The organism is Sphingomonas sp. GW821-FHT10F11, assembly GCF_058809095.1.
In genome coordinates this window covers 414,686-438,236 of sequence record NZ_JBXASH010000001.1, presented here as the reverse complement: position 1 = coordinate 438,236, position 23,551 = coordinate 414,686, and the positions used below count along the sequence as shown (strand labels likewise).

Genomic DNA, 23,551 nt, shown 5'->3' with positions numbered 1-23,551 from the left:
GGCGCGTTCACGCCGCCCCGAAATGGCCGAGTTCGTCCATCAGGTGCAGTTTCCCGTCGGCGATCGCGAAATAGGCGCCGTGCAGCCTGAGCGATCCGGCCTTTTCGCGCTCCGGAATACACGGGAAGGTCCGCAGATTGCGCAGGCTCACCCTGACCGTCTCATGCTCCATTTCGCGCACGGCGGTGGGGCCTACGCCATATTCCGCCACGATCCGGTCCCGCGCCTCGTCGAGCATGTCGACCCAGTGCGCGATGAACCCGCCGTCGCCGGGCGCGCGGCCCACGAAACGCCGTGACAGCGCCGCCTCGACGCCCCCGCACGATCCATGGCCCATCACGACGATGTCGGAGACCTCCAACTGGGTTACCGCAAACTCCAGCGCGGCTGAAACGCCGTGGCGGCTGCCGTCGAGTTCGAACGGGGGGACCAGATTGGCGATATTGCGAACGACGAAGATCTCCCCTGGCGACGTATCGAAGATCTGGGCCGGATCGACTCGGCTATCTGAACAGGCGATTACCATGACACGTGGATTCTGACCCGAGCCCAATTCCGCCCAACGGCTGCGCTGGCGCGCCCAGTCATTGGCGCGGAAGCGCCGATACCCGTCGAGCAAATCCCAAAAACCGCTCACTGAACCTCCGATCGCCTCCGGGCCGCCGCGCGCAAATCCCGGCAAAGCGGGCCTGGACGTTCCCGCGCCCGCGTTAGAAGATCATGCCGGGCTTCGACAAGCTCGGTTGCGACGGTTGTGGGGGAGGGCGCGGGTCGCTATCTGGCGCTCATGAACGAGATGACGCCGCTCAACCCCATCCCCGGCCCAGCCCCCCGCCAGCGCAAGCCCGACTGGATCAGGGTGAAGGCCCCGACCAGCACCGGCTTCGCCGAGACCAAGGCGATGATGCGCCGTCTCAACCTCAATACCGTGTGCGAGGAAGCGGCCTGCCCGAATATCGGCGAGTGCTGGACCAAGAAGCACGCGACGGTGATGATCCTGGGCGATACCTGCACCCGTGCCTGCGCCTTCTGTAACGTGAAGACCGGCATGCCCCGCGCGGTCGACGCGCTCGAGCCGCAGCACACCGCCGATGCCGCCGCCGAGCTTGGCCTCGAACATATCGTCATCACCTCGGTCGATCGCGACGACCTGCCCGATGGCGGCGCGTCGCAGTTCGTGAAGGTGATCCAGGCGCTCCGCCGCACCACGCCGAAGACCACGATCGAAATCTTGACCCCCGATTTTCGCAACAAGGCCCAGGCAGCGGTCGAGTCGATCGTCGAGGCGCGCCCCGATGTCTACAACCACAATCTTGAAACCGTGCCGCGGCTCTACCCGACGATCCGCCCCGGCGCCCGCTATTATGCGTCGCTTCGCCTGCTCGAATCGGTCAAGCGTCACGATCCGTCGATCTTCACCAAGTCCGGCGTGATGGTCGGCCTTGGCGAGGAGCGGCTCGAGGTCCATCAGGTGATGGACGACATGCGCTCGGCCGACATCGATTTCCTGACCATGGGCCAATATCTCCAGCCGACACCGCGCCACACCAAGGTGCTGGATTTCGTCACGCCCCAGGCGTTCGATGCCTATGCGGCCATCGCCCGCGCCAAGGGGTTCCTGCTGGTCGCCGCCTCGCCGCTGACCCGGTCGAGCTATCACGCTGGCGACGATTTCGCGAAGATGCGGGCCGCGCGCGAGGCGAAGCTGGCGAGGGGCTGATGCCGCGCCACTCGGAAACCCGCCGGCTTCCCTATTCGCGCGAACAGATGTTCGATCTCGTCGCCGATGTCGGCAGCTATGCCCAGTTCCTCCCCTGGGTCACCGCCGTCCGCATCCGGTCGAACAGCGAGATCGAGATGGTCGCGGACCTGATCGTCGGCTTCAAGGGCCTGCGCGAGACCTTCACCTCAAAGGTCGAGAAGCGGCGGCCCGAGCATATCCATGTCGATTATCTCGACGGTCCGCTCAAATATCTGCGCAACGACTGGGTTTTCCGACCCGACGGTGCCGGTTGCCAGATCGATTTCAGCGTCGATTTCGCCTTCAAGAACCGCGTGTTCGAGATGCTGGCGGGGCAGGTGTTCGGCGCCGCGTTGCGCAAGATGATCGGCGCGTTCGAGGAACGCGCATCGAAGCTCTACGGTGCTTCGGACACCGGCAGCAGCAATTCGAGCGCACATAGGGCTGCCTGAAGCCGGATCCCGCCGCGCCCGAGATCGCCGAAATCCTTGCGATCGGCCACGACATGCCCAGGGTCGCCGCCCTTTTCCGCCCGGGCGAACACCACGGTGCCGACCGGCTTCTTATCCGTACCGCCGCCGGGGCCAGCCACGCCGGTGATCGCCACCGCGACATCAGCACCACTCTTTTCCAGCGCGCCCTGCGCCATGCTCCACGCCGTTGCGATCGAGACCGCACCGAAGGTTTCGATCACGTCGGAACTTACCTTCAACATGCTGATCTTGGCATCGTTCGAATAAGTGACGAAGCCGCTTTCGAAAATCTCGGACGATCCCGGGATTTCGGTCAGCGCGGCGGAGACCAGCCCGCCGGTGCAGCTTTCCGCGACCGAGATATGGCGCCCGATAGCCTTGTTCACGTCGACCACCCGTTGCGCGGCAGCAACCAGTTCGGCGGGGAGAATGGTATCCATGCTCATGCCCAATCCCCTGCAATCCGGATGGTGGCGATCGCCTGCGCGGCGATGCCCTCGCCGCGACCGGCGAAACCGAGCCGTTCCGTCGTCGTCGCCTTCACGCTGACCTGATTCGGCTTGAGCCGCAACAGTGCCGCGATCCGGGTGCGCATCGCCTCGCGGTGCGGCCCGACCTTGGGCGCCTCGCAGATCAACGTCAGGTCGATGAAGTCGATGATCCCGCCCTGCGCCGCGACCAGAGAGGCGGCATGTTCGAGGAACTGTGCTGAATCCGCCCCGCGCCATTTCGGCTCGCTCGGCGGGAAATGCATGCCGATATCCCCATCGGCGATGGTGCCGAGCAATGCGTCGGTGATGGCATGGAGCGCGACATCGGCGTCGCTATGCCCGGAAAGCCCCTTGTCGTGGGGGATCAGCACGCCGCCGAGCCATAATTCCTCGCCCTCGACCAAGCGGTGCACGTCGAACCCGGTCGCGCTGCGCACGCGCATGCCGGCGGCATGGCGCGCCTCGGCAGCGGCGAAGTCGGCCGGATAGGTGATCTTCTCCAGCATCATGTCCCCCTCGACGAGTGCGACGCTGCCGCCCGATGCGCGAAGCATCTGGGCATCGTCAGTCGGTTCCTCGCCCTGCCACGCCTTGTGCGCGGCGAATATTGCATCGAAACGAAATGCCTGCGGCGTCTGTACGCGGTACACGCCCTCGCGCGGCACGATCTCGCCCAAAGTTCCTGCGCCGCGGGCCAGCGTATCGGCGACGGGCAGGGTGGGGATGGCGCCCTCCTGCGTGTCGAGCGCGGCGAGCAGCCGGTCGATCACAGCATTGTTCAGGAAGGGACGGGCCGCGTCATGGATCAGCACGCGGTCTGGCCTGTCGCCGGCGAGCGCTTCCAGTCCTGCCCGCACCGACGCTCGTCGAGTCGCGCCGCCGGTGACATGGGCGACATCGCCCAAGGCGGCCGCCAACGCCTCCTCCTGGCTTGGTCCGATCACGATGATCACCCGCGCGATATCGGGATGCGCGGCCAAAGCCGTATAACTATGCGCGATCATCGGCTTGCCGGCGAGCAGGGCGAACTGCTTGGGCGCGGTTCCCCCGGTTCGCACGCCCTGTCCGGCGGCGACGATCAGCGCTGCGGTGCCCCCTCGCGTCATCGCGCCCGCCTAGCCGAACCGGCCGGCGACCGCCAGCCTTGCCGCCAAGCCCATCCTCGCCTATAGGCTGCCCGTTTTTCAGGCACATGACCCAGACACTCGCCCCCATCCAGATCGGACCCGTCCGGATCGAGCGCCCCGTGATTCTCGCGCCGATGACGGGCGTCACCGACATGCCGTTCCGCACGGTCGTGCGGCGCTTCGGCTCGGGGCTCAACGTGACCGAGATGGTCGCCAGTCAGGCTGCGATCCGCGAGACGCGCCAGTCCCTGCAAAAGGCGGCCTGGGATCCGGTCGAGGAGCCCGTGTCGATGCAGCTGGTCGGCTGCACGCCGCACGAAATGGGGGAGGCCGCCAAGCTGAGCGAGGATCGCGGCGCCGCGATCATCGACATCAACATGGGCTGCCCGGTGCGCAAGGTGACCAGCGGCGATGCCGGGTCGGCGTTGATGCGTGATCTCGACAATGCCGGGGCGATCATCCGTGCGACGGTCGACGCGGTCAGCGTGCCGGTGACGGTCAAAATGCGCATGGGCTGGGATCATTCCAGCCTCAACGCGCCCGACCTTGCGAAGATCGCCCAGGATCTCGGGGCGAAGATGGTCACCGTCCATGGCCGCACCCGCAACCAGATGTACCGCGACACCGCCGACTGGGCCTTCATCCGCCGGGTGAAAAACGCTGTGTCGATCCCGGTCATCGCCAATGGCGACATCTGCTCGATCGAGGATGCCGAGACGGCACTCGAGCAATCCGGCGCCGACGGCGTGATGATTGGCCGCGGCGCCTATGGTCGCCCCTGGCTGCTCGCCCAGGTGATGGAGTGGTTCGCCACCGGCCGGCGCATCGCCGATCCGAGCATCGAACAGCAATATGACCTGATCACAGAGCATTATGAAGCAATGCTCTCTCATTATGGCAATGAAGTCGGCGTCAACATGGCCCGCAAGCATATCGGCTGGTACACCAAAGGCCTGCACGGCTCGGCCGAGTTTCGCAACCGCGTGAATCAGATTCCCGATCCCAAGACCGTCCAGGCGATGCTCGCCGAATTCTACGCGCCGTGGCGCAGCCGCGCGGCGGCGTGACGCCATGACGGAAAAGGCGGGGCCAAGCTTCGCCGCTCTCTTCGCCGCTCTGCCGGTCGCCGTCATGGTGGTCGATCCGGAGGGGCGGATCGCTTTTGCCAATGCCGAATGCGAGACATTGCTCAACCTGTCCGAGCGCGCGATGCGTGGCCAGCCGCTCGACAGCGTGCTGACGCCCCCCGGCGAGCCGAGCCGGCGCGACAATCAGGGCTTTTCGGCCTTCGATGCCGAGATCGAGATCGCCCGGAGCGGCCGGATCATGGTCGACTATATCGAGGCGCGGGTGCCCGATCATGCCGGCTGGCGGTCGATCACCCTGCATCATGGCGCCACCTCGCGCCGGATGGGCCAGTCGGTCGACCGCGCGTCCGCCGCCCGCGCCGCGATCGGCGCGGCCGCGATGCTCGCGCATGAGATCAAGAACCCGCTCTCGGGTATCCGCGGTGCGGCGCAACTCATCGCCGGTGACGGCGACGGCACCGAGGAACTGACCACCCTCATCACCACCGAGGTCGACCGAATCGCCGCGCTGATCGATCGGATGCAGGACTTCACCGACACCCGTCCGCTCAGCCTGAACCCCGAGAATATCTATCCGCTGCTCGATCATGCCCGGCGCGTGGCGCTGGCGGGGTTCGCCCGGCACGTGACGATCGATGAGCGCTTCGATCCCTCGCTGCCCCCGGTGATGACCGATCGGGACGCTATCCTTCAGGTCGTGCTCAACCTGATCAAGAACGCGACCGAGGCGATGGTCGAACAGGCCGATGCGCGCATCACGCTCGCCACCGCCTATCGCCACGGCATGGCGGTCAGCCCGGCGCCAGGCCGGCCACGCCAGCCGCTGCCGATCGAGATCTGCGTGATCGACAACGGTCCCGGCGCGCCCGAAGACATTGCCGATCATCTGTTCGATCCGTTCGTCTCGGGAAAGCCTGAGGGGCAGGGACTCGGCCTCGCGCTCGTCGACAAGCTGGTGCGCGACATGGGCGGGATCGTGCAATATGCCCGGGAAGGATCGCCGCCCCAATCGGTGTTCCGCATCCTGTTGCCCCGAGGATCAGCATGAAGAGCGCTCAATGAAGAACCAGGGCACCATCCTGGTCGTCGACGACGATTCGGCGATCCGCACCGTCGTCGCCCAGGCGCTGCGCCGCGACGGCCACCGCGTCACCACCGCCGCGAGCCTTGCCGAGCTCGACGTGCAGCTTGCGGCCGGCTTGCCCGATGTGCTGATCACCGATGTCGTGCTGCCCGACGGCAACGGCCTCGACCGGGTCGAGCGGCTGACCGCGGAATATCCCGGCCTGCCGGTCATCGTCTTTTCCGCCCGCAATACCCTGACCACCGCGGTGCGCGCGACCGAGGTCGGGGCGTATGACTATCTGCCCAAGCCGTTCGATCTCGATGTGCTCGCCCGGGCGGTGCAAGGGGCGCTCGCCCGCGGGCCCGGCGCACCGGAAGAACGTCCGGACGAGGTCGATTCGGCGCTCCCCTTGATCGGCCGCTCGCCCGCGATGCAGGACGTCTACCGGATCATCGCACGCGTGGTTTCGAACGACCTGACGGTGCTGATCTCGGGCGAATCGGGCACCGGCAAGGAGCTTGTCGCCCGCGCGATCCATGATCTCGGCCCGCGCAAACGCTCGCCCTTCGTCGCGCTCAATATGGCGGCGATCCCGCGCGAGCTGATCGAGGCCGAGCTGTTCGGCCATGAACGCGGCGCCTTTACCGGTGCCCAGGCGCGCTCTGCCGGCCGGTTCGAGCAGGCGGAAGGGGGGACGTTGTTCCTCGACGAGATCGGCGACATGCCGATGGAGGCGCAGACTAGGTTGCTCCGCGTGCTCCAGTCGGGCGAATTCACCACCGTCGGCGGGGCGCGCACGATCCGCGCAGATGTGCGCATCGTTGCCGCGACCAATCGCGATCTCGCCCAACTCGTCGCGACCGGCCAGTTCCGCGAGGATCTGTTCTATCGCCTCAACGTGGTGCCGGTCAGCCTGCCGGCCCTCCGCGCGCGACGTCAGGATATCGCGCTCCTGGCACGCCACTTCCTCGATCGCGCGGCGGAGGGCGGCCTGCCGCGCAAGCAGCTCGACGCCGCCGCCATCACCTCGCTCGAAAGCTATGACTGGCCGGGCAATGTCCGTGAGCTGGAGAATATCATGCGCCGCATCGCGGTGCTCAGCCGCGACGAAAGGATCGGTGCGGACGAGGTGCGGGCGATGATCGGCGCATCGTCGTCATCGCTTCCGGCCATGCCCGGCGATCCCGGCATCGAGGCGGCCGTGCACGCCCGGCTCGAACGGCTGGCCCGCGAGGAGCCAGCAGCGCTCGACGATGGCAGCCTTTACGATCGCATCATCGGCGAGGTCGAACGCCCTTTGATCGAGGCGCTGCTTGCGCGCCACGGCCAGAACCAGTTGAGGGCTGCGCGGGCGCTGGGAATCAACCGCAACACCCTGCGCAAACGACTCGATACCTTGGGCATCGATCCCGATGCGGGGCGGTCGGGCGGTAGCGATACGGGCTGACCTGTTCACATTTGTGTGTTTTCCTTGCAACAAAACGTTGTATTGAAGACACGATGATGGCCGACGCGGCTCCCGCGAAAATCAAGAAACCGCTGGGTTTGCGCTTCAGCGTGACGCCGTTTGTCGAATTGCTGGTGCTGGCCGGTGCGGCGGCCATCGCGACAGTGAGCTATTTCATCATCTCAAGCGGCCAGGCGTCGCCGACTCTGCTCACGCCGCTGCTCGTCGCGTTGCTGCTCGTCGCCAATCTCGTGCCGGGCGTCGCGCTGCTCGTCCTGGTCGGTCGGCGGATCGCGATGCGGCGTGCTGCCCGCTCGCCCATCGGGGGACGGGGGCGGCTCCATGTGCGGCTGGTCGCACTCTTCTCGGTGATCGCGGCGGTGCCGACCCTGCTGGTCGTGATCTTCGCGTCGCTACTGTTCCAGTATGGCGTGGAATTCTGGTTCTCGGATCGTGCGCGCGGCATGCTCGAGAATGCGACGTCGCTGGCACAGGAAAACTACAAGGCGGAGCTGAACCGCGTCAGCGAGGAAACGCTGACGATGAGCGGCGATCTCGCCGGCTATCTCAAAGGCTATTCGATCGACAGCGATGAGTTCGCCAAGGGATTCGGCTTTCAGGTGTTCCGTCGCAACCTGTCTGAGGCAGTGATGACTCGCGTCATGCCCGACGGGCAGATGCAGGCGCTGGCGCTGGTCAATCCCTACGACCGGCCGCTCGACAAGGTCATCACCCCCCAGATGATCGCTGCGATCGATCATGGCGCGCCGAGCGTCATTGTTCAGAACAGCGATCGCGCTGCGGCCGTCGTGAAGCTCGCTTATGGCAAGAACACTTATCTTTACGCCGCACGCGTGTTCGAGCCCCGTATCGCTGCCCAGTTGAAGCGCGGCCAGACTATCCTGAACGATTATCGGACGCTCCAGACTCGATCGCGCTCGCTGCAGCTCAAATTCAACGCGGCCCTGCTGCTCATTTCGTTGTTGATCGTCGCCATTGCCGTGTGGATCGCGCTGGAGGTTGCCGATCGCCTTGTTCGCCCCGTGGGTGAACTGGTCGCCGCGGCGCACCGGGTTGCGACGGGCGACCTGTCAGCACGCGTGCCGACGCCACGGACCGATGACGAAGTCGGCACGCTGGGCACGGCGTTCAACCAGATGACCGGCCGGCTACAGGAACAGACCGGCGCGCTCGAAAGTCGCCGCGCGCTGATCGAGGCCGTGATGTCGGGCGTCACCGCCGGTGTCATCTCGATTACCGGCGACGGCCGGATCCGGCTGATCAACCGTTCCGCCGCGATGTTGCTTCACACCGGCGATGAAGATCTGGTCGGCCGCCCGCTCGGCGATGTCTCGCCCGAGCTCGACGCGCTGATCCGCGGCGAATCGCGCGAATCGATCGTCGAGGTGGATGTCGATGGTGAGGCGCGCACCCTGGCGGTGAAGATCGCGCGCGCCGATGAGGGGCCGATCCTGACCTTCGACGACATCACCGGCCAGTTGCTCGACCAGCGCCGTGCCGCCTGGGCCGATGTCGCGCGCCGCATCGCGCACGAGATCAAGAACCCGCTGACCCCGATCCAGCTCGCCGCCGAGCGCCTCCAGCGCCGCTACAACAAGCAACTGCCGAACGACGACGGGACCTTCACCCGCCTGACCGAGACGATCGTTCGCCAGGTCGGCGATCTCCGGCGGATGGTCGACGAATTCTCGTCCTTCGCGCGCATGCCGAAGCCGACCTTCCACGACGAATCGCTGCTCGATATCGCGCGCCAGACCCTGTTCCTGCACGAAGTCGCGCATCCCTCGATCCGCTTCGACCTCGTTCATGAGGATACCGGGCCGATGCTGGTGTGCGACCGTCGCCAGATCGGTCAGGCCTTCACCAACATCGTCAAGAATGCCGTGGAGGCGATCGACGCGCGCGGGGAGGGGGCCGAAGGCGCCATCACCATGACGCTCGCCCAGAAGGACAATGCGGTGATCGTCACGGTCGCCGACGACGGTGTCGGCCTGCCCGCCGCCCGCGAGCGGCTGGTCGAACCCTATGTGACGACGCGCGCCCGCGGCACCGGCCTCGGCCTCGCGATCGTCAAGAAGATCGTCGAGGAACATTGCGGCACGATCGGCTTCACCGACCGCGAAGGGGGCGGCACGGTGGTCATGATGATCTTCGACACGGCATCGCTGGCGGCGATGGATACCGGAGGGCGCGATACCATCGAGGGGGAAGACCGCCGCACTCCTGAACTCACGCGAAATCGGACCTGAATCATGGCACTCGACATCCTAATCGTCGACGACGAGCACGACATCCGCGAACTGGTCGCGGGTGTGCTGGAAGACGAAGGCTATGAAACGCGCGGCGCGGCGGACAGCGATGCCGCGCTCGAGGCGATCTCGGCCCGGCGTCCCTCACTGGTGCTGCTCGACGTGTGGCTGCAGGGGTCTCGCCTCGACGGGCTCGAGCTGCTCGACGAACTGAAGCGCCGCGATCCGTCGATCCCGGTGCTGGTCATCTCAGGCCATGGCAATCTCGACACTGCCGTCGCCGCGATCCGCCGCGGTGCAGCCGATTTCATCGAAAAGCCGTTCGAGGCCGAACGCCTGTTGCTGATGGTCGCCCGCGCGACCGAAACCGAGCGGTTGCGGCGCGAAGTGGCGTCGCTGCGTGCCTCGGTCGGCACCAATAACGATCTCACCGGCAGCTCGGCCGCGATCAACGGCGTGCGCGCCACCCTCAAGCGAGTCGCCTCGACCGGCAGCCGCGTGCTAGTGATGGGCGCGGCCGGAGTCGGCAAGGAAGTCGCGGCCCGCCTGCTCCATGGCTGGAGCCAGCGCGCCAACTCGCCCTTCGTCATCGTCAGCGCCGCGCGGATGACGCCTGAGCGAGTCGAGGAGGAATTGTTCGGGGTGGAGGAGGGGGGGCAGCTCGTCCGCTCCGGCCTGCTCGAACAGGCGCATGGCGGCACCTTGTTCCTCGACGAGATCGCCGACATGCCGGTCGCGACCCAGGCGCGTATCCTGCGCGTATTGACCGACCAGAGCTTCACGCGGGTCGGCGGCCAGCGAGTCGTCAAGGTCGATGTCCGGGTCGTCTCCGCCACCGCGCGCGACCTGACTCACGAGATCGCCGAGGGGCGCTTCCGCGAGGACCTTTATTACCGCCTCAACGTCGTGCCGGTGTTGATCCCGGGCCTCGCCGAGCGGCGCGAGGACATTCCGGCACTGGTCGGCCATTTCATCGCGCATTACGCCTCGGAACGCCGCGTGCCGACGCCGGAGATCGCGCCTGACGCGATGGTCGCGCTGCAGAGCTATGAATGGCCGGGCAATGTCCGCCAGCTCCGCAACGTGGTCGAACGCACCGTCATCATGGCGCCGGGCGACCGGATCGGCCGGATCGACCTCGATCTGCTGCCGGCCGAGGTGCTCGGCGATCCCGGCGAGATGGGCGGCAGTACCAATGCGATCATGGGTTCCCCGCTGCGCGAGGCGCGCGAGACGTTCGAGCGCGAATATCTCCGCATCCAGATCCGCCGTTTCTCCGGCAACATCTCGCGTACCGCGAGCTTCATCGGAATGGAGCGCTCCGCTCTCCATCGCAAATTGAAGCTGTTGGGAATCACGGAAACGCGCGACGAATAGTGGACGAAACCGGCCTTCGCTCCTAAATGGATGTACCGCGCCAGACAGGCGCGCATCCGACGCCGGGAACCCGGCGCATCGCGGGAAAAACCACCCGCCAAGAACAAAGGATCGACCGATGGCCGACAAGCAGACTTCGCTGCAAGACCTCTTCCTCAACGCCCTCCGGCGCTCGAAAACGCCGGTGACCATGTTCCTCGTCAAAGGCGTGAAGCTCCAGGGTATCGTGACCTGGTTCGACAATTTCTCGGTGCTGCTCCGCCGCGACGGCCAGTCGCAGCTGATCTACAAGCACGCCATCTCGACGATCATGCCCTCGGCCACGGTCGATGTGGCGGCGATCGTCAATGCGGTGGGCGAGGCGCAGAAGAAGCAGCCGTTGCTCCAGGAGATCTTCCTGAACGCGGTGCGCAAGTCGGACGACAATGTCACCATGTTCCTGGTCAACGGCGTCATGCTTCAGGGTCAGATTGCGGCGTTCGACCTGTTCTGCATGCTGCTCCAGCGCGATGGCATGTCGCAGCTCGTCTACAAGCATGCGGTGTCGACGATCCAGCCGGCGCACCCGCTGAATTTGGCTGATGAAACAGCAGGTTCGGACGACGATTGACCACAGGTTTCGAACGTGATCGCGACGAGTTCGCGCGGGGTGCGCGGGCCGTCGTGGTCTATCCCGAACATGGCGTGTCCTCGCGCGACGCCGCTGCGCGTCTCGAAGAGACGGCCGGCCTCGCCGAGGCGATCGGCGTGGTCGTGGCCGAAAAGGTCGCCTTCCGCGTTCGTCAGGCCAAGCCCGCGACCCTGATAGGTTCGGGTCAGGTCGAGCAACTCGCCGCCACGGTCAGGATGGAGGAGGCTGGGCTCGTCGTGTTCGATGCCCCGCTGACGCCGATCCAGCAGCGCAATCTCGAAAAGGCCCTTGAAGCCAAGGTCATCGACCGCACCGGCCTGATTCTCGAGATATTCGGCGAACGTGCTGCGACCGCGGAAGGGCGGCTGCAGGTCGAACTGGCGCATCTCGATTACCAGGCCGGCCGCCTCGTGCGCAGCTGGACCCATCTCGAGCGCCAGCGCGGCGGCTTCGGCTTTCTCGGCGGCCCGGGCGAAACCCAGATCGAGGCCGACCGCCGCCTGATCCGCGACCGGATGGCGCGGCTGCGCAAGGAACTCGACCAGGTCACCCGCACCCGCGGCCTGCACCGCGACCGCCGCCAGCGCGCGCCCTGGCCGGTGATCGCGCTGGTTGGCTATACCAATGCCGGGAAATCAACGCTTTTCAATCGCTTGACCGGCGCTGACGTCATGGCGGAAGACCTGCTCTTCGCCACGCTCGACCCGACCCTGCGCCAGATCTCGTTGCCCGGCATCGACAAGGCGATCCTCTCCGACACGGTGGGTTTCGTCTCCGAGTTGCCTACCCAACTCGTCGCCGCCTTCAAGGCGACGCTCGAAGAGGTGATCTCGGCCGACCTGCTGATCCATGTCCGCGACATCGCGCATCCCGACAGCGCCGCGCAAAAGGCCGATGTCGAGGCCGTGCTGACCGAGATCGGCGTCGCCATCACCACGCCACGGATCGAGGCCTGGAACAAGCTCGACCTGCTCGTCGAGGACGACCGCACGGAACGGGTGGGGGAGGCGGCGCATCGTCCCGACATTGTGGCGCTCTCGGCAATGACCGGGGAAGGGGTCGACTCCCTGATCGACAAGGTCGCGGCGCTACTGACTCAGGCCCATCGCCGCTACCGCATCGAGCTCGCGGCATCCGACGGGGCTGGCGCTGCCTGGCTGCACCAGCATGGCGAAGTGATCTCGCAGGAAATCGACGACGACAGCGCGGTCTACGAAGTCCGCATGGCCGAACGCGATTTCGAACGGTTCAACCAGCGCAACGATTGAACCTCAGGCCTTGGTGGAGGCTTTCGCTTTTACCCAAAGCTCTTCCTTGGCCTCCAGATCCAGCCCGGCAAACGCATCGCCTGCTTCGGCTTCCATCGCCTTGAACCGCCGCTCGAACTTGGCGTTCGCGAGCCGCAACGCGGTCTCGGGGTCGACGCCGAGATGCCGCGACCAGTTCACCACCGCGAACAACAGGTCGCCGATCTCTTCCTCGCGCTCGGCGGGAGAGGCGGCTTCGATCTCGGCGATCTCCTCGTCGATCTTGGCGCGGGCGCCCGACGGATCGGGCCAGTCGAACCCGGTGCGCGCCGCGCGCTTCTGCAGCTTCTCCGCGCGAAGCAAGGCGGGCAGGCCGACCGCCACGCCGTCCAGCGCGCCGGCATCGCCTCTGGCCGCGCGCTCGACCGCTTTCAGCCGTTCCCAATGCTGCTCATGGCCGCCACCGCTGTCGCCGAAGACATGCGGGTGCCGGCGCTCCATCTTGTCGCTGATCGACGCCACGACGTCAGGCAACGCGAACAGCCCGGCTTCCTCGGCCATGCGGCTGTGGAACACGACCTGGAACAGCAGGTCGCCAAGCTCGTCCTTGAGATCGGCCATATCGCCGCGGGCGATCGCGTCGGCGACCTCATAGGCTTCCTCGATCGTGTACGGCGCGATCGTCGAGAAATCCTGCGCGACATCCCAGTCGCAGCCGCGTTTCGGATCGCGCAACCGCTCCATGATCGCGACGAGACGCTCGATGTTGGAAGGGGCGATATCGGAAGGGCCGCTCACGAACGGGGGAGTCCCGCCCCGGCCATATCCGTCAGTTCGATAATATACATTATGTTAAATTCAGATATGCTCAAAACAGTCCCCCCAGTACAAGACCCGCGGCGTTTCTCAGCCAAACAGGCTACCGATGGCGGCGCCGGTGCCCGTCGCCTTCTGCCACAGCACTACCAGGATGAACGCGACACCGAAGATCGCGACCCAGGCGAGCCCCATCTTGAATATGTCCTTGATCGGCAGCCGCCGCGCCATCAGCGCCGACACCGGCAGAATCAGCAGCAGCGCATAGAATATCACGTCGGCGGACTGGTCGTTCACGGCGTCACCTCCATGCCGTCATAACCGGGTTCAACCCCGGCCGGAAGCGCGGCGCGCAAGGTGGCGTAATCCATCGACTGGTCCATATGGATGAAGACGGTGCGACGCGGTTTCAGTTCTTCGATCCATTGCAGCACCGTCGGCACATCGGGATGAGTCGGATGTGGCCGATAGCGCAACGCATCGACGATCCACACGTCCAGATCCTGATACAGCGCACGCATATCGTTAGTCAGTATGTTGAAATCAGTGGCATATCCGATCGATCTGGCCGCCGTATCGAAACGCAGTCCGGCCGACAGGATATTCCCATGCGGCTGGTCGACGGCGCGGATCGCGATGTCGCCGATGGAGATCGCGTCGGGCAAAGTCTCCATCTCCACGGTCGGCGGATAGCCGTCGCGCCCGAGAAAGGCATAAGCGAAGCGTTCGACCAGCGCGTCCCGTGTCATCGACCGCGCCAGCCCGCGCACCGGATGGCCCATCGCATGATAGACCTGCCGCAGATCGTCGACCCCGTGGCAGTGATCCGCATGGTCGTGAGTCCAGATCACCGCATCGACCGTCGAGACCTCAGCCGCCAGCAACTGCTCGCGCATGTCCGGGCTGGTATCGACCAGGATGCGCGTCGTGTCGGTCTCGACCAGGATCGACGCGCGCAAGCGCCGGTTGCGCGGCTCGGCCGGATCGCAATCGCCCCAGTCATTGCCGATCCGCGGCACGCCCGACGAAGTGCCGGACCCGAGGATCCGGACTTTCACGCCCCCCTCCTCACGCCTGCGTCTTGGCGAACAATGTGTGGAAGTTCGCGGCCGTTTTCTCGGCCAGCACGGCCAATTCCTCGCCCCGCAACGTCGCCAGGAAGGCCGCCGTATCCGCCACGAACGCGGGCTCACCCGTCTTCCCACGATTCGGCACCGGCGCAAGGAAAGGCGCGTCGGTCTCGATCAGCAGCCGCTCAATCGGCAGCCGCGCCGCGGTCTCCTGCAGGTCCTTGGCGTTCTTGAAGGTCACGATTCCCGAAATCGAGATATACAGCCCCAGGTCCAGCGCGATGTCGGCAAAGGCCCCGCTCGCCGTGAAGCAATGGATCACGCCCGGATAGGCGCCCTTCCCCATCTCCTCGCGCAGGATGTCGGCCGTATCCTCCTCGGCATCGCGTGTGTGCACCACGATCGGCAGCCCGGTTTCGCGCGCGGCGGCGATATGCGCGCGAAAGCTCGCCCGCTGCCGGTCGCGGTCGCTGTGATCATAATAATAATCGAGCCCGCTCTCGCCGATCCCGACCACCCGCGGATGCGCCGCGCGCTCGATCAGCTTCGCCGTGCCGACATCGGGATGCTGGTCCGCCTCATGCGGATGGATGCCGACGGTCGCCCATACGTCCGGCTCGCGCTCCGCGGTGCCGATCACCGCATCCCATTCGCTCTCGCGCGTCGAGATATTGAGCATCGCCGAAACGCCCCGCGCCCGCGCCCGCGCCAATATCTCGGGCTGCTGCTCGGCCAGCCCCTTGTAGTTCAGGTGACAATGGCTGTCGGCGAACATCAGGCCTCCGTCAGTTCCAGCCGGGGGAACACGCCGCTCGGCGCCGGCAAGACGGTGCCCGCCACCATCGGCACGCCCAGCGCATCGAAGTCCCGAGCCGCGCCGTCCTGACCCAGCAAGTCGAGCAGCTGGTCGGCACCGTCCGGGATCGCCCAGCGTGCCATGATCGCGATTCGCCGGATCGCTTCCGTCGTCAGGTGCAGGATCGCATCCGCCCGCGCAGGATCGGTCTTGCGCACGCTCCATGGTGCCGCATCGGCGAAATACTGGTTCGTATCGCGCGCCGCGGCCCAGACGGCTTCCAGCGCATTGTGGATCGCCAGATCCTTCATTGCGTCATGCAAGCCCGCCTCGGCCGCTACGATGCTTTCCATCAGCGCCTCGTCAGCCTCGGTCCGCGGGCCAGCCTCGGGGACGATACCCCCGCAATTCTTGGCGATGATCGACAGGCAACGCTGCGCCAGATTGCCGAAATTATTGGCGAGATCGGCATTGCACCGCGTGACGATCGCCTCTTCCGAATAGCTCCCGTCCTGGCCGAAGCTCACTTCGCGCAGGAAGAAATAGCGCAGCGCATCGACGCCGAAGCGATCGACCAGATCGATCGGATTGGTGACGTTGCCGAGGGATTTCGATTCCTTCTCGCCGCGGTTGAGCAGGAAGCCGTGGCCGAACACCTGTTTCGGCAACGCGAGCTTCGCCGACATCAGGAACGCCGGCCAGTAAACCGCATGGAATCGCACGATGTCCTTGCCGATCACATGAAGATCGGCCGGCCAGTAACGCGCCATGTCGGCGTCATTGTCGGGATAGCCCGCCCCGGTCAGGTAATTGGTCAGCGCGTCGACCCACACATACATCACATGCCCCGGGCTGCCCGGCACCTTCACGCCCCAGTCGAAGCTGGTCCGCGATACCGACAGGTCGGAAAGCCCGCCCTCGACGAACCGCATCACTTCGTTGCGCCGCGCGTCGGGCCGGATGAAGTCGGGCTGGGATTCGTACAGGTCGAGCAAGGGCTGCTGATATTTCGACAGCCGGAAGAACCACGTCTCCTCGACCGTCCATTCCACCGGCGTGCCCTGGGGAGAGACTTTGCCCCCTTCCCCGTCCGGAATCAGTTCCTTCTCGTCGTAGAACGCCTCGTCGCGGACTGAATACCAGCCCTCATATTTGTCCATGTACAGGTCGCCGGAGGCTTCCATCGCCTGCCAGATCGCCGCGCTCGCCGCATGGTGTCCCGGCTCGACCGTGCGGATGAACCGATCGTACGAGATATTCAGTCGGTCATCCATTTCCTTGAAATAACCGGACATTTCATCGGCCAGCGCGCGCGTCTCGACGCCCCGGTCGCGCGCCGTCTGGACCATCTTCAGGCCATGTTCGTCAGTGCCGGTCTGGAATCGCACGTCGCGCCCCGCCTGGCGATGATAGCGCGCGATCGCGTCGGTCGCGATCGCCTCATAGGCATGGCCGATATGCGGCCGCCCGTTCGGATAGCTGATCGCGGTGGTGATGTAATAAGGCTGACCCATGCCCGGCCTCCTAGCGCGGTTGCCGGGCGATTAGAACACCCAACGGCCCTTGGCGCCCGCAGGCATCGGATCAAGTCGTCGTCATGTTGATATCGGGCAACCTGACGAACAGATATTAAATCCACTATCGGATACGAATGTTATTCGAGACAATACCGTGAAATCACCCGGCATATCGTCAGGCTTATCCACAGGTTCATGAAGATATCCGGCCATATTAAATTAAAATGATGTGAAAATGACAGGACTGTATTGGTTGTGTTACAGTCATTGTAACATTTCTGACCATCATCATCTGTAGCGGCCTCGATACCGGGACGGGATGTCCCGCTTAAGGGGATTCTACACATGCATGATCGCAAAGCCTTCCGGGTCCAGCTGCTGCTGGGCGGCGCCCTGCTGGCAACCCTGGCAGTGCCGGCTTTCGCAGAGACCGCGCCTGCACCCGCTCCGGCCGCGGATGAGGCAAAGCCCGCCGACGCGCCCGACGCCGATAGCGGCCAGATCGCCGATATCGTCGTGACCGCGCTCAAGCGCGAGACCAACCTCCAAAAGACCCCGATCGCGATCTCGGTGATCAGCCCGACGGTCATTGCCGACCGCCATGTGCAGAGCCTGATCGACCTAGCCGACGGCGCGATTCCGTCGCTGCGTATCGCCACCTTCGAGGCACGTCAGTCGGCGCTGACTGTCGGCATCCGCGGCATCGTGCCGTTCGACGCGAACCAGACCGCGCGCGACCAGGGCGTCGGCGTCTATATCGACGGCGTCTATCTCGGCCGTCAGCAGGGCCTGAATGCCGCCCTGTTCGATGTGGAGCGTGTGGAAGTGCTGCGCGGCCCGCAGGGTACGCTGTTCGGTCGCAACACCGAAGGCGGCGCGCTGAGCATCGTCACCAAGGCCCCGACCGGCGAGTTCGACGGCCGCGTCTCGGCCGGTGTCGGCAATTACGGGGAATATGACGGGCAGGTCCATCTCGACCTCCCCGCCTTTCACAATTTCGCGGTCAAGCTCGACGGCGTGATCCAGCACCAGGATCCCATGGTCAAGGATCCGCTCGCGGGCCAGATCGGCTGGAACGCGTATAACCGCGTCGGCGGCCGCATCGCAGCGCGCTGGCAGCCGTTCGACGGCTTCACCGCCGACTTCTCGTTCGACAAGGCCAAGGACGAGAACACGCCCTTCTACAGCCAGCTGATCAACTATAATCCGCTCGGCCGCACTGTCGGCGTGTACACCGGCACCACGCTTGGGCCGCCTCCCGGCGGCACCTGCACCCCGGCGTGCATCGCGCCGCTGCCGCCGCTGGTCGGCGTTCATCCGGATCGCCAGTCGGTGGCCGATGTCGGCGTGCCGCAGCAATACAGCGTCGACGAGACCAGCGGCGAAAGCGCCAAGCTGTCCTGGAAGATCTCGCCGGCGATCGAGCTTCGCTCGATCACGGCGTGGCGCAAGGTGTCGACCAACCAGTGGGACAATTCGGGCGGCCCGGAGCGCGTCCCGTTCGTGCCCAACGGCAAGTTCAGCCGCTACAGCCTTTCGGACCTCTATCAGAGCCAGTTCAGCCAGGAATTCCAGGCAGTCGGCAGCATCCCGCAGCTCGATTATGTCGCGGGCCTCTACTATTTCAACGAACAGGCCCGGGAATCGGCGGCGACCCCGTCGTCGAACCAGTGGAACGCGACCGGCACCAGCTACACGATCCTGCCTTCCCAGGTGTTCGGCGCGATCAACTCGGGCAATCAGGGCTGGGACTATAATTCGCGCTTCCTGCAGCGCGCCAGCTTCGCCCGCACGCGCAGCTACGCCGCCTATGGCCAGGCGACCTACACGCCGGACTTCGCCGACGTGCTGCACCTGACGGTCGGCGGCCGCTACACCAAGGACAAGCGCGACGGCGCCCTCTACATCGTGTCCGGCGTGCCGACTCCGTATCAGCTGCACTATGATCGCGGCCGGTTCGATCCGATGGTCACCCTGGCGTTCGACGCGACGCCGGACGTCAATCTCTACGCCAAATATTCGACCGGTTTCCGCGCCGGCGGCGCGAACGACCGCTCGTCGAACTTCTCGCCTTTCGGTCCGGAATCGGTGAAGGCGTACGAGATCGGCGCCAAGATGGACCTGCTCGATCACAAGGTTCGCGTGAACCTGGCAGGCTATATCATGGATCGGTCGGGGACTCAGATCGACTTCGACAATGTCGACACCAACCAGTTCCTGCCCGGCACCACGACGCTCAACCCGAACTTCAACCTGCACACCGAGAATACCGCGAATGCGCCGGGCATCTCGAAGATCCGGGGCGTCGAGGCGGACATTATCGTTCGCCCGATCGAGCACCTGACGTTTGGCGCGTCCTATGCCTATACCTACACCAGGGTGCCGCTGACGCCCAACCCCAACCCGGGGCCGACGTTCGGCGTGCCGACCCAGGTGTTCGTCGTCTATACCCCGCCCAACGCTGCTTCGGGCTATGTGGATTACGAAATGCCGGTCGGCGGCGACGACATGAAGGTCCGCCTTCACCTCGACGCCAACTATGCCGATGCGGACTACAGCTTCCAGGCGGAAAATGTGAAGACGGACTCCAGCTTCATCGTGAACGGCCGTCTCGCGCTGGCTGACGTCCGGATTGGCGAAGCCAACAAGGCGACTTTCTCGATCTGGACGCGCAACCTGTTCGACGAGCAGCATATCTATCGCCGCTCGGGCGCCAACGACGCCGTGCTCGGCAGCTATGCGAACTTCAACCCGCCGCGCACCTTCGGCGGCGAGGTGAGCGTCAACTTCTGATCGACTGTCCGGGCGCCCGAGCGGTGCCCGGAATGGCCGGAAAACAGCCGACCCGGACCGACCATCGCGTCGGTCCGGGTCGATCTGTTTCGAGTGTAGAAAAAGGCGAAAGCTCTCGCCTCTTCTTTCCTTCCCCGGCGAAGGCCGGGGTCCAGTTGGGGAACGTTCGTAACTAGGTGAACCCATAACTGCGAAGGGCCGCTATCGCCCCAATAGCGGACATTCGTCCTGCGGCCGCTTTGCGCAAATTGTCACCGTCGTGCAGGGCCGTCATCCGGATCGACGCTCGGCAAAAGATCGTCCACCTCATATATTGAAGCGCGAACCGCATCAGCGCTCAATCGTTTACAAGGTTGTTTTTGACTAAGGCTGCGGGCAAACAATCGGTGCTCCGGCTGAGCAAAAGCCGGGGGCGACATCTTGAGCGAAGGTTCTGGGGGGAATATAAAGATGAAGCGTACAGCCATTCTCGCAATGGTCGCGAGTGCGCCCCTATTGATGGCGCAAACGACTGCCCCGCAAGGACCGGCCGGCGCAGCATCGACACCGTCACCGGCTCCGACGACCATCGTCTTTTCGGAGAAGGGCGCGAACGGGATGAGCGATCTGCCCATGGGTGTCCACCGAATCCCCGACAGCAACGTCGTTATCTCGGGACATCAGGGCGGCGGCGGGATCGGGATGCTGTTCGGCGTGGTCGGCATGCTGGTGCAAAGTTCGATCAACACCGAGGCAGGCACGGGCAAGGTCCGCAATGTCGAGGACGACCTACGCTTCGACGTCCGGGCAAAGGCGATCGAGATGACCAACACGATCATGGGGGACGACAAGTTCCGGACGGCCTTCACGCTCACGCCCCAGCCGGGCGGCAGCACGATGACGGTGACGCCGTATGTGGTGCTTACGTTCGTCAAAAAGACCGAGGATGTCCGTCCCTATATCGTGCTGAAGACGAAGGTCGCGACCGGCGGCGACTCTGGCAAGACGATCAAATATTTTTGCTGCGAAGGTAAGGCGCTGCCGCTTGCGAGCCTGACTGAGAATAACGGCGCTGGCCTTAAGGAACTCCTGACGGCCGAGCTTGAGACCGCCATCAACGTGATGCTGCTCGATCGTTCGCAGCCCTTCGCGCGGAACGATGAGGCCAAGGTCGCCACCAACGGCATGCTCCCGTTCGTCGGCAAGCCTTTGAAGTGGCGGGGATTTGATTTGGGCCGTTACAAGGATTACAATCTGATCGAATTCCGTGGCGGGATGATCGTCTTCTCGGGCGTGAATATCGTCGAACCGGGTGGGCTGGAAATCACGCCCGTGGTCAAGAAATGAGCGCCAATACCGCGATGGTCTGAAGCCAGATCGACCGGAGGATCCAGATATCGCTCGGTCACACCAGGATTCAGCCCAAAGTCGGACGATGAAGTCGCTCGTCGGAACGTCCGTGTTCCACCAGTTCCTGCCGTTCGCGGTTTATGAGTCTCCCATCTGGCATCTGGCCGCTCGCTCCATCACTGAAGCCTTTCCGACTGACCCCGGCCTTCGCCGGGGACGGCATTTGCGGCCTCACCGATGCAGCGGCAACACCACCACCGCCCGTAACCCCGGTCCCGCATCCTCCAGCACCAGCGTGCCGTCATGCAGTCGCGCGATCGCATCGACCAGGGTCAGCCCCAGCCCCTGCCCCGCCGGCTTGCCCTCGGACTCCAGCCGCCCGAACCGCCGGATCACCGTGTCGTGATCGGTCGCCGGGATACCCGGCCCGTCATCGGCCACGCTCACCGCAACTGAATTCCCGCGCCGTTCCACACCAACCGCGATCCGCGTGCCGGACGGCGTATGCCGGATGGCGTTCTCCACCAGATTGACCAGCATCTGGCGCAGCAGGTTCGGGTCCCCGCGCACGCTCAGGCCATCCAGGATGTCGAGCTGCAGCGGATGCGCGTCATCCTCGGAGACGTGCAGCAACGCTTCCCCCACGTCGCGCACTAGATCGCTCATCTCCACATCGGCAAAGCGCTCGCGCCGATGCCCGCCCTCGATCTCCCAAAGCCGCAACAGGCTGCCGAACAGGTCGATGATCTGGTCGGTCTGCTCCAGTACATCGGCAATGTCCGCGCCGATTGCCTCCTCTTCCGTTCGGCGGGCAATCGCCGCCACGCGTGCCCGCAATCGGGCCAGAGGACTCTTCAGCTCGTGCGTCACGTCCTTCGCCGCATGCTTGATATTGGCCATCAGTTCGTCGATCCGGTCGAGCATGCGGTTGAACGCCGCTGCCTGCTGGTCGAACTCGCTGCGCGATCCGTCGAGCGGCACGCGGCTCTTCAAATCGCCCTCCATCACCGCATCCACGGTGCGCTGCATCGCGTGCATCCGCCCGCCGATCACCATCATGATGCCGATGGCGCCACCGATCACGATCAGCGCGGTGATGACCAGCCCGATCAATTGCACGCGAAACAGCATGCGGTCGAAATCGTCGACCAGGTCATTGTCCGAGACCACCACCAGCGTATCGCCGCCGGTGACCCTGCGCGCCAGCGCGCGGCCATGGGCGACGCCCTCGACTGCGGCGTCGTCGCCGAAATCGGAATAGCCGATCGGGGGCGGCCTCTTCAGCCGCAATTCGCCGGCAATCTGCCGCCCGCGCGCGTCGATCAGCATGTAGAACAGATCGGCCGTGTCATGGTCGTTCTGCGCGGCTTCGATACGGTCGATCATCGCCGCCCGCGATATCTCCCCACTGCCGCTGATCGCGCTCGCCTCGCTCGCCAGCCGGCGGTCGACCTGCCGGCGCAGGGCATCGCTGTCGAGCGTGTAGCTGACGAAACGGATCGCCACCAGCGCGACCAGGAAGACGACCACATAGATCGTCATGATCGCGCGGAGGGACCGGGGCCGCATCAGCTCTTGTCGGTGATCATGTACCCGACGCCGCGGACCGTGACGATCGGATCGGTCTCGCCCGGCTTGTTGAGATGCAGCCTGAGGTGGCGGATATAGGATTCGATGATGTTGGTGGTCGGCTCGAAATCATATTTCCAGACATTCTGGTAGAACATCTGCCGCGTGACGATGCTGTTCGCGTTGCGGACCAACTCGCACAGCACCTGGAACTCGAGTTTGGGCAACACGAGCTGGCGGCCGGCGCGCGTGGCGCGGTATTTGATCTCGTTCACTTCGATATCGCCGACCCGCATGATGCCCGAATCGCCCGATCGGGCAGCACGCCGGACGATCGCGCGCAGCCGCGCATCGATCTCCGCCGGCGCCGCGGGCTTGATCAGATAATCGTCGGCACCGGCATCGAGCCCGGTCAGCCGCTGGTCCAGATCGGCCAGCGCCGTCAGCATGATGATCGGCACGTCGATATCACGCTCGCGCAGCAGCTTGGCGACCCCCACCCCGTCGACATAGGGCAGCATCACGTCGAGCAGCACGGCCTCGAACTTGCCGTCGGTCACGGCAACGATCGCGGCCCGGCCGTCCGCCGCGACCATGGTTTCATGGCCCAGTTCCTCGAGGTCGGCGACCAGCTGTTTCGCCGCGCGCGGATCATCCTCCACGACCAGAAGTCGCATGTTGTCGGCCCTCGATGGGAAGTCGG

21 protein-coding genes are annotated in these 23,551 nt (G+C 64.9%); 11 read left to right on the top strand and 10 right to left on the bottom strand.

Features of this window, described 5'->3' with window-relative positions; translation table 11 throughout:
- Nucleotides 1–7 precede the first annotated feature (7 nt).
- Nucleotides 8–637: a carbonic anhydrase gene (locus AC1RT8_RS02045; protein WP_493073937.1), complete on the bottom strand. Its 630-nt coding sequence runs from the start codon at nucleotides 635–637 to the stop codon at nucleotides 8–10.
- 150 nt (nucleotides 638–787) lie between these two features.
- Between AC1RT8_RS02045 and lipA the strand changes: the two genes are divergently transcribed.
- Nucleotides 788–1,720, top strand: coding sequence for a lipoyl synthase (gene lipA / locus AC1RT8_RS02040; protein ID WP_493073936.1), 933 nt, complete (start codon nucleotides 788–790; stop codon nucleotides 1,718–1,720).
- Nucleotides 1,720–2,193, top strand: a complete 474-nt coding sequence (locus AC1RT8_RS02035; protein WP_493073935.1) for a type II toxin-antitoxin system RatA family toxin — start codon at nucleotides 1,720–1,722, stop codon at nucleotides 2,191–2,193. The genes lipA and AC1RT8_RS02035 overlap by 1 nt, the downstream gene beginning before the upstream one ends.
- On the opposite strand, the gene AC1RT8_RS02030 is transcribed toward AC1RT8_RS02035, so the two are convergent.
- On the bottom strand, nucleotides 2,139–2,654 hold the full coding sequence (locus AC1RT8_RS02030; RefSeq protein ID WP_493073934.1) for a CinA family protein: 516 nt from the start codon (nucleotides 2,652–2,654) through the stop codon (nucleotides 2,139–2,141). The two genes, AC1RT8_RS02035 and AC1RT8_RS02030, sit on opposite strands and share 55 nt — an antisense overlap.
- A gap of 2 nt (nucleotides 2,655–2,656) precedes the next feature.
- Entirely contained in the window at nucleotides 2,657–3,811 is a 1,155-nt protein-coding gene (locus tag AC1RT8_RS02025; RefSeq protein ID WP_493073933.1) for a bifunctional 2-C-methyl-D-erythritol 4-phosphate cytidylyltransferase/2-C-methyl-D-erythritol 2,4-cyclodiphosphate synthase, read from the bottom strand.
- An 86-nt stretch (nucleotides 3,812–3,897) separates the two neighbouring features.
- On the opposite strand from AC1RT8_RS02025, the gene dusB reads away from it, so the two are divergent.
- The 7 genes from dusB (at nucleotide 3,898) to hflX (ending at nucleotide 12,979) form a co-directional block, all read left to right on the top strand.
- On the top strand, nucleotides 3,898–4,899 hold the full coding sequence (gene dusB / locus AC1RT8_RS02020) for a tRNA dihydrouridine synthase DusB (protein WP_493073932.1): 1,002 nt from the start codon (nucleotides 3,898–3,900) through the stop codon (nucleotides 4,897–4,899).
- A gap of 4 nt (nucleotides 4,900–4,903) precedes the next feature.
- The gene (locus AC1RT8_RS02015; protein ID WP_493073931.1) at nucleotides 4,904–5,968 is read left to right on the top strand and encodes a two-component system sensor histidine kinase NtrB; all 1,065 of its coding nucleotides are present in this window, start codon (nucleotides 4,904–4,906) and stop codon (nucleotides 5,966–5,968) included.
- A 10-nt stretch (nucleotides 5,969–5,978) separates the two neighbouring features.
- Complete coding sequence (gene ntrC, locus AC1RT8_RS02010) at nucleotides 5,979–7,433, top strand: nitrogen regulation protein NR(I) (protein WP_493073930.1); 1,455 nt, start codon at nucleotides 5,979–5,981, stop codon at nucleotides 7,431–7,433.
- Between the two features lie 56 nt (nucleotides 7,434–7,489).
- Nucleotides 7,490–9,703: a sensor histidine kinase gene (locus AC1RT8_RS02005; RefSeq protein ID WP_493073929.1), complete on the top strand. Its 2,214-nt coding sequence runs from the start codon at nucleotides 7,490–7,492 to the stop codon at nucleotides 9,701–9,703.
- A 3-nt stretch (nucleotides 9,704–9,706) separates the two neighbouring features.
- Nucleotides 9,707–11,080 carry a nitrogen assimilation response regulator NtrX gene (gene ntrX / locus AC1RT8_RS02000; RefSeq protein WP_493073928.1) on the top strand — a complete coding sequence of 458 codons (1,374 nt, stop codon included), beginning with the start codon at nucleotides 9,707–9,709 and terminating at the stop codon, nucleotides 11,078–11,080.
- A gap of 118 nt (nucleotides 11,081–11,198) precedes the next feature.
- On the top strand, nucleotides 11,199–11,690 hold the full coding sequence (gene hfq, locus AC1RT8_RS01995; RefSeq protein ID WP_493073927.1) for an RNA chaperone Hfq: 492 nt from the start codon (nucleotides 11,199–11,201) through the stop codon (nucleotides 11,688–11,690).
- Entirely contained in the window at nucleotides 11,687–12,979 is a 1,293-nt protein-coding gene (hflX, locus tag AC1RT8_RS01990; RefSeq protein WP_493073926.1) for a GTPase HflX, read from the top strand. The genes hfq and hflX overlap by 4 nt, the downstream gene beginning before the upstream one ends.
- 3 nt (nucleotides 12,980–12,982) lie before the next feature.
- Here hflX and mazG read toward each other — a convergent pair whose 3' ends face one another.
- The 5 genes from mazG to metG all read right to left on the bottom strand — a co-directional run bounded on the left by mazG (nucleotide 12,983) and on the right by metG (nucleotide 17,154).
- Nucleotides 12,983–13,756 carry a nucleoside triphosphate pyrophosphohydrolase gene (gene mazG / locus AC1RT8_RS01985; RefSeq protein WP_493073925.1) on the bottom strand — a complete coding sequence of 258 codons (774 nt, stop codon included), beginning with the start codon at nucleotides 13,754–13,756 and terminating at the stop codon, nucleotides 12,983–12,985.
- A gap of 108 nt (nucleotides 13,757–13,864) precedes the next feature.
- Nucleotides 13,865–14,071: a hypothetical protein gene (locus tag AC1RT8_RS01980; protein ID WP_493073924.1), complete on the bottom strand. Its 207-nt coding sequence runs from the start codon at nucleotides 14,069–14,071 to the stop codon at nucleotides 13,865–13,867.
- Nucleotides 14,068–14,832 carry an MBL fold metallo-hydrolase gene (locus AC1RT8_RS01975; RefSeq protein WP_493073923.1) on the bottom strand — a complete coding sequence of 255 codons (765 nt, stop codon included), beginning with the start codon at nucleotides 14,830–14,832 and terminating at the stop codon, nucleotides 14,068–14,070. Before AC1RT8_RS01975 ends, AC1RT8_RS01980 begins: the two co-directional genes overlap by 4 nt.
- 10 nt (nucleotides 14,833–14,842) lie before the next feature.
- Nucleotides 14,843–15,619: a TatD family hydrolase gene (locus AC1RT8_RS01970; protein WP_493073922.1), complete on the bottom strand. Its 777-nt coding sequence runs from the start codon at nucleotides 15,617–15,619 to the stop codon at nucleotides 14,843–14,845.
- On the bottom strand, nucleotides 15,619–17,154 hold the full coding sequence (metG, locus tag AC1RT8_RS01965; RefSeq protein ID WP_493073921.1) for a methionine--tRNA ligase: 1,536 nt from the start codon (nucleotides 17,152–17,154) through the stop codon (nucleotides 15,619–15,621). Before metG ends, AC1RT8_RS01970 begins: the two co-directional genes overlap by 1 nt.
- 348 nt (nucleotides 17,155–17,502) lie before the next feature.
- Between metG and AC1RT8_RS01960 the strand changes: the two genes are divergently transcribed.
- Together AC1RT8_RS01960 and AC1RT8_RS01955 are read left to right on the top strand one after the other, a co-directional pair.
- Complete coding sequence (locus AC1RT8_RS01960) at nucleotides 17,503–19,950, top strand: TonB-dependent receptor (RefSeq protein WP_493073920.1); 2,448 nt, start codon at nucleotides 17,503–17,505, stop codon at nucleotides 19,948–19,950.
- 450 nt (nucleotides 19,951–20,400) lie between these two features.
- The gene (locus AC1RT8_RS01955) at nucleotides 20,401–21,276 is read left to right on the top strand and encodes a hypothetical protein (RefSeq protein WP_493073919.1); all 876 of its coding nucleotides are present in this window, start codon (nucleotides 20,401–20,403) and stop codon (nucleotides 21,274–21,276) included.
- Nucleotides 21,277–21,510: 234 nt separating this feature from the next.
- Here AC1RT8_RS01955 and AC1RT8_RS01950 read toward each other — a convergent pair whose 3' ends face one another.
- Nucleotides 21,511–22,848: a HAMP domain-containing sensor histidine kinase gene (locus tag AC1RT8_RS01950; RefSeq protein WP_493073918.1), complete on the bottom strand. Its 1,338-nt coding sequence runs from the start codon at nucleotides 22,846–22,848 to the stop codon at nucleotides 21,511–21,513.
- A complete protein-coding gene (locus tag AC1RT8_RS01945) occupies nucleotides 22,848–23,525 on the bottom strand; it encodes a response regulator transcription factor (protein WP_493073917.1) in 678 nt (225 codons plus the stop codon). Before AC1RT8_RS01945 ends, AC1RT8_RS01950 begins: the two co-directional genes overlap by 1 nt.
- Nucleotides 23,526–23,551 lie beyond the last annotated feature (26 nt).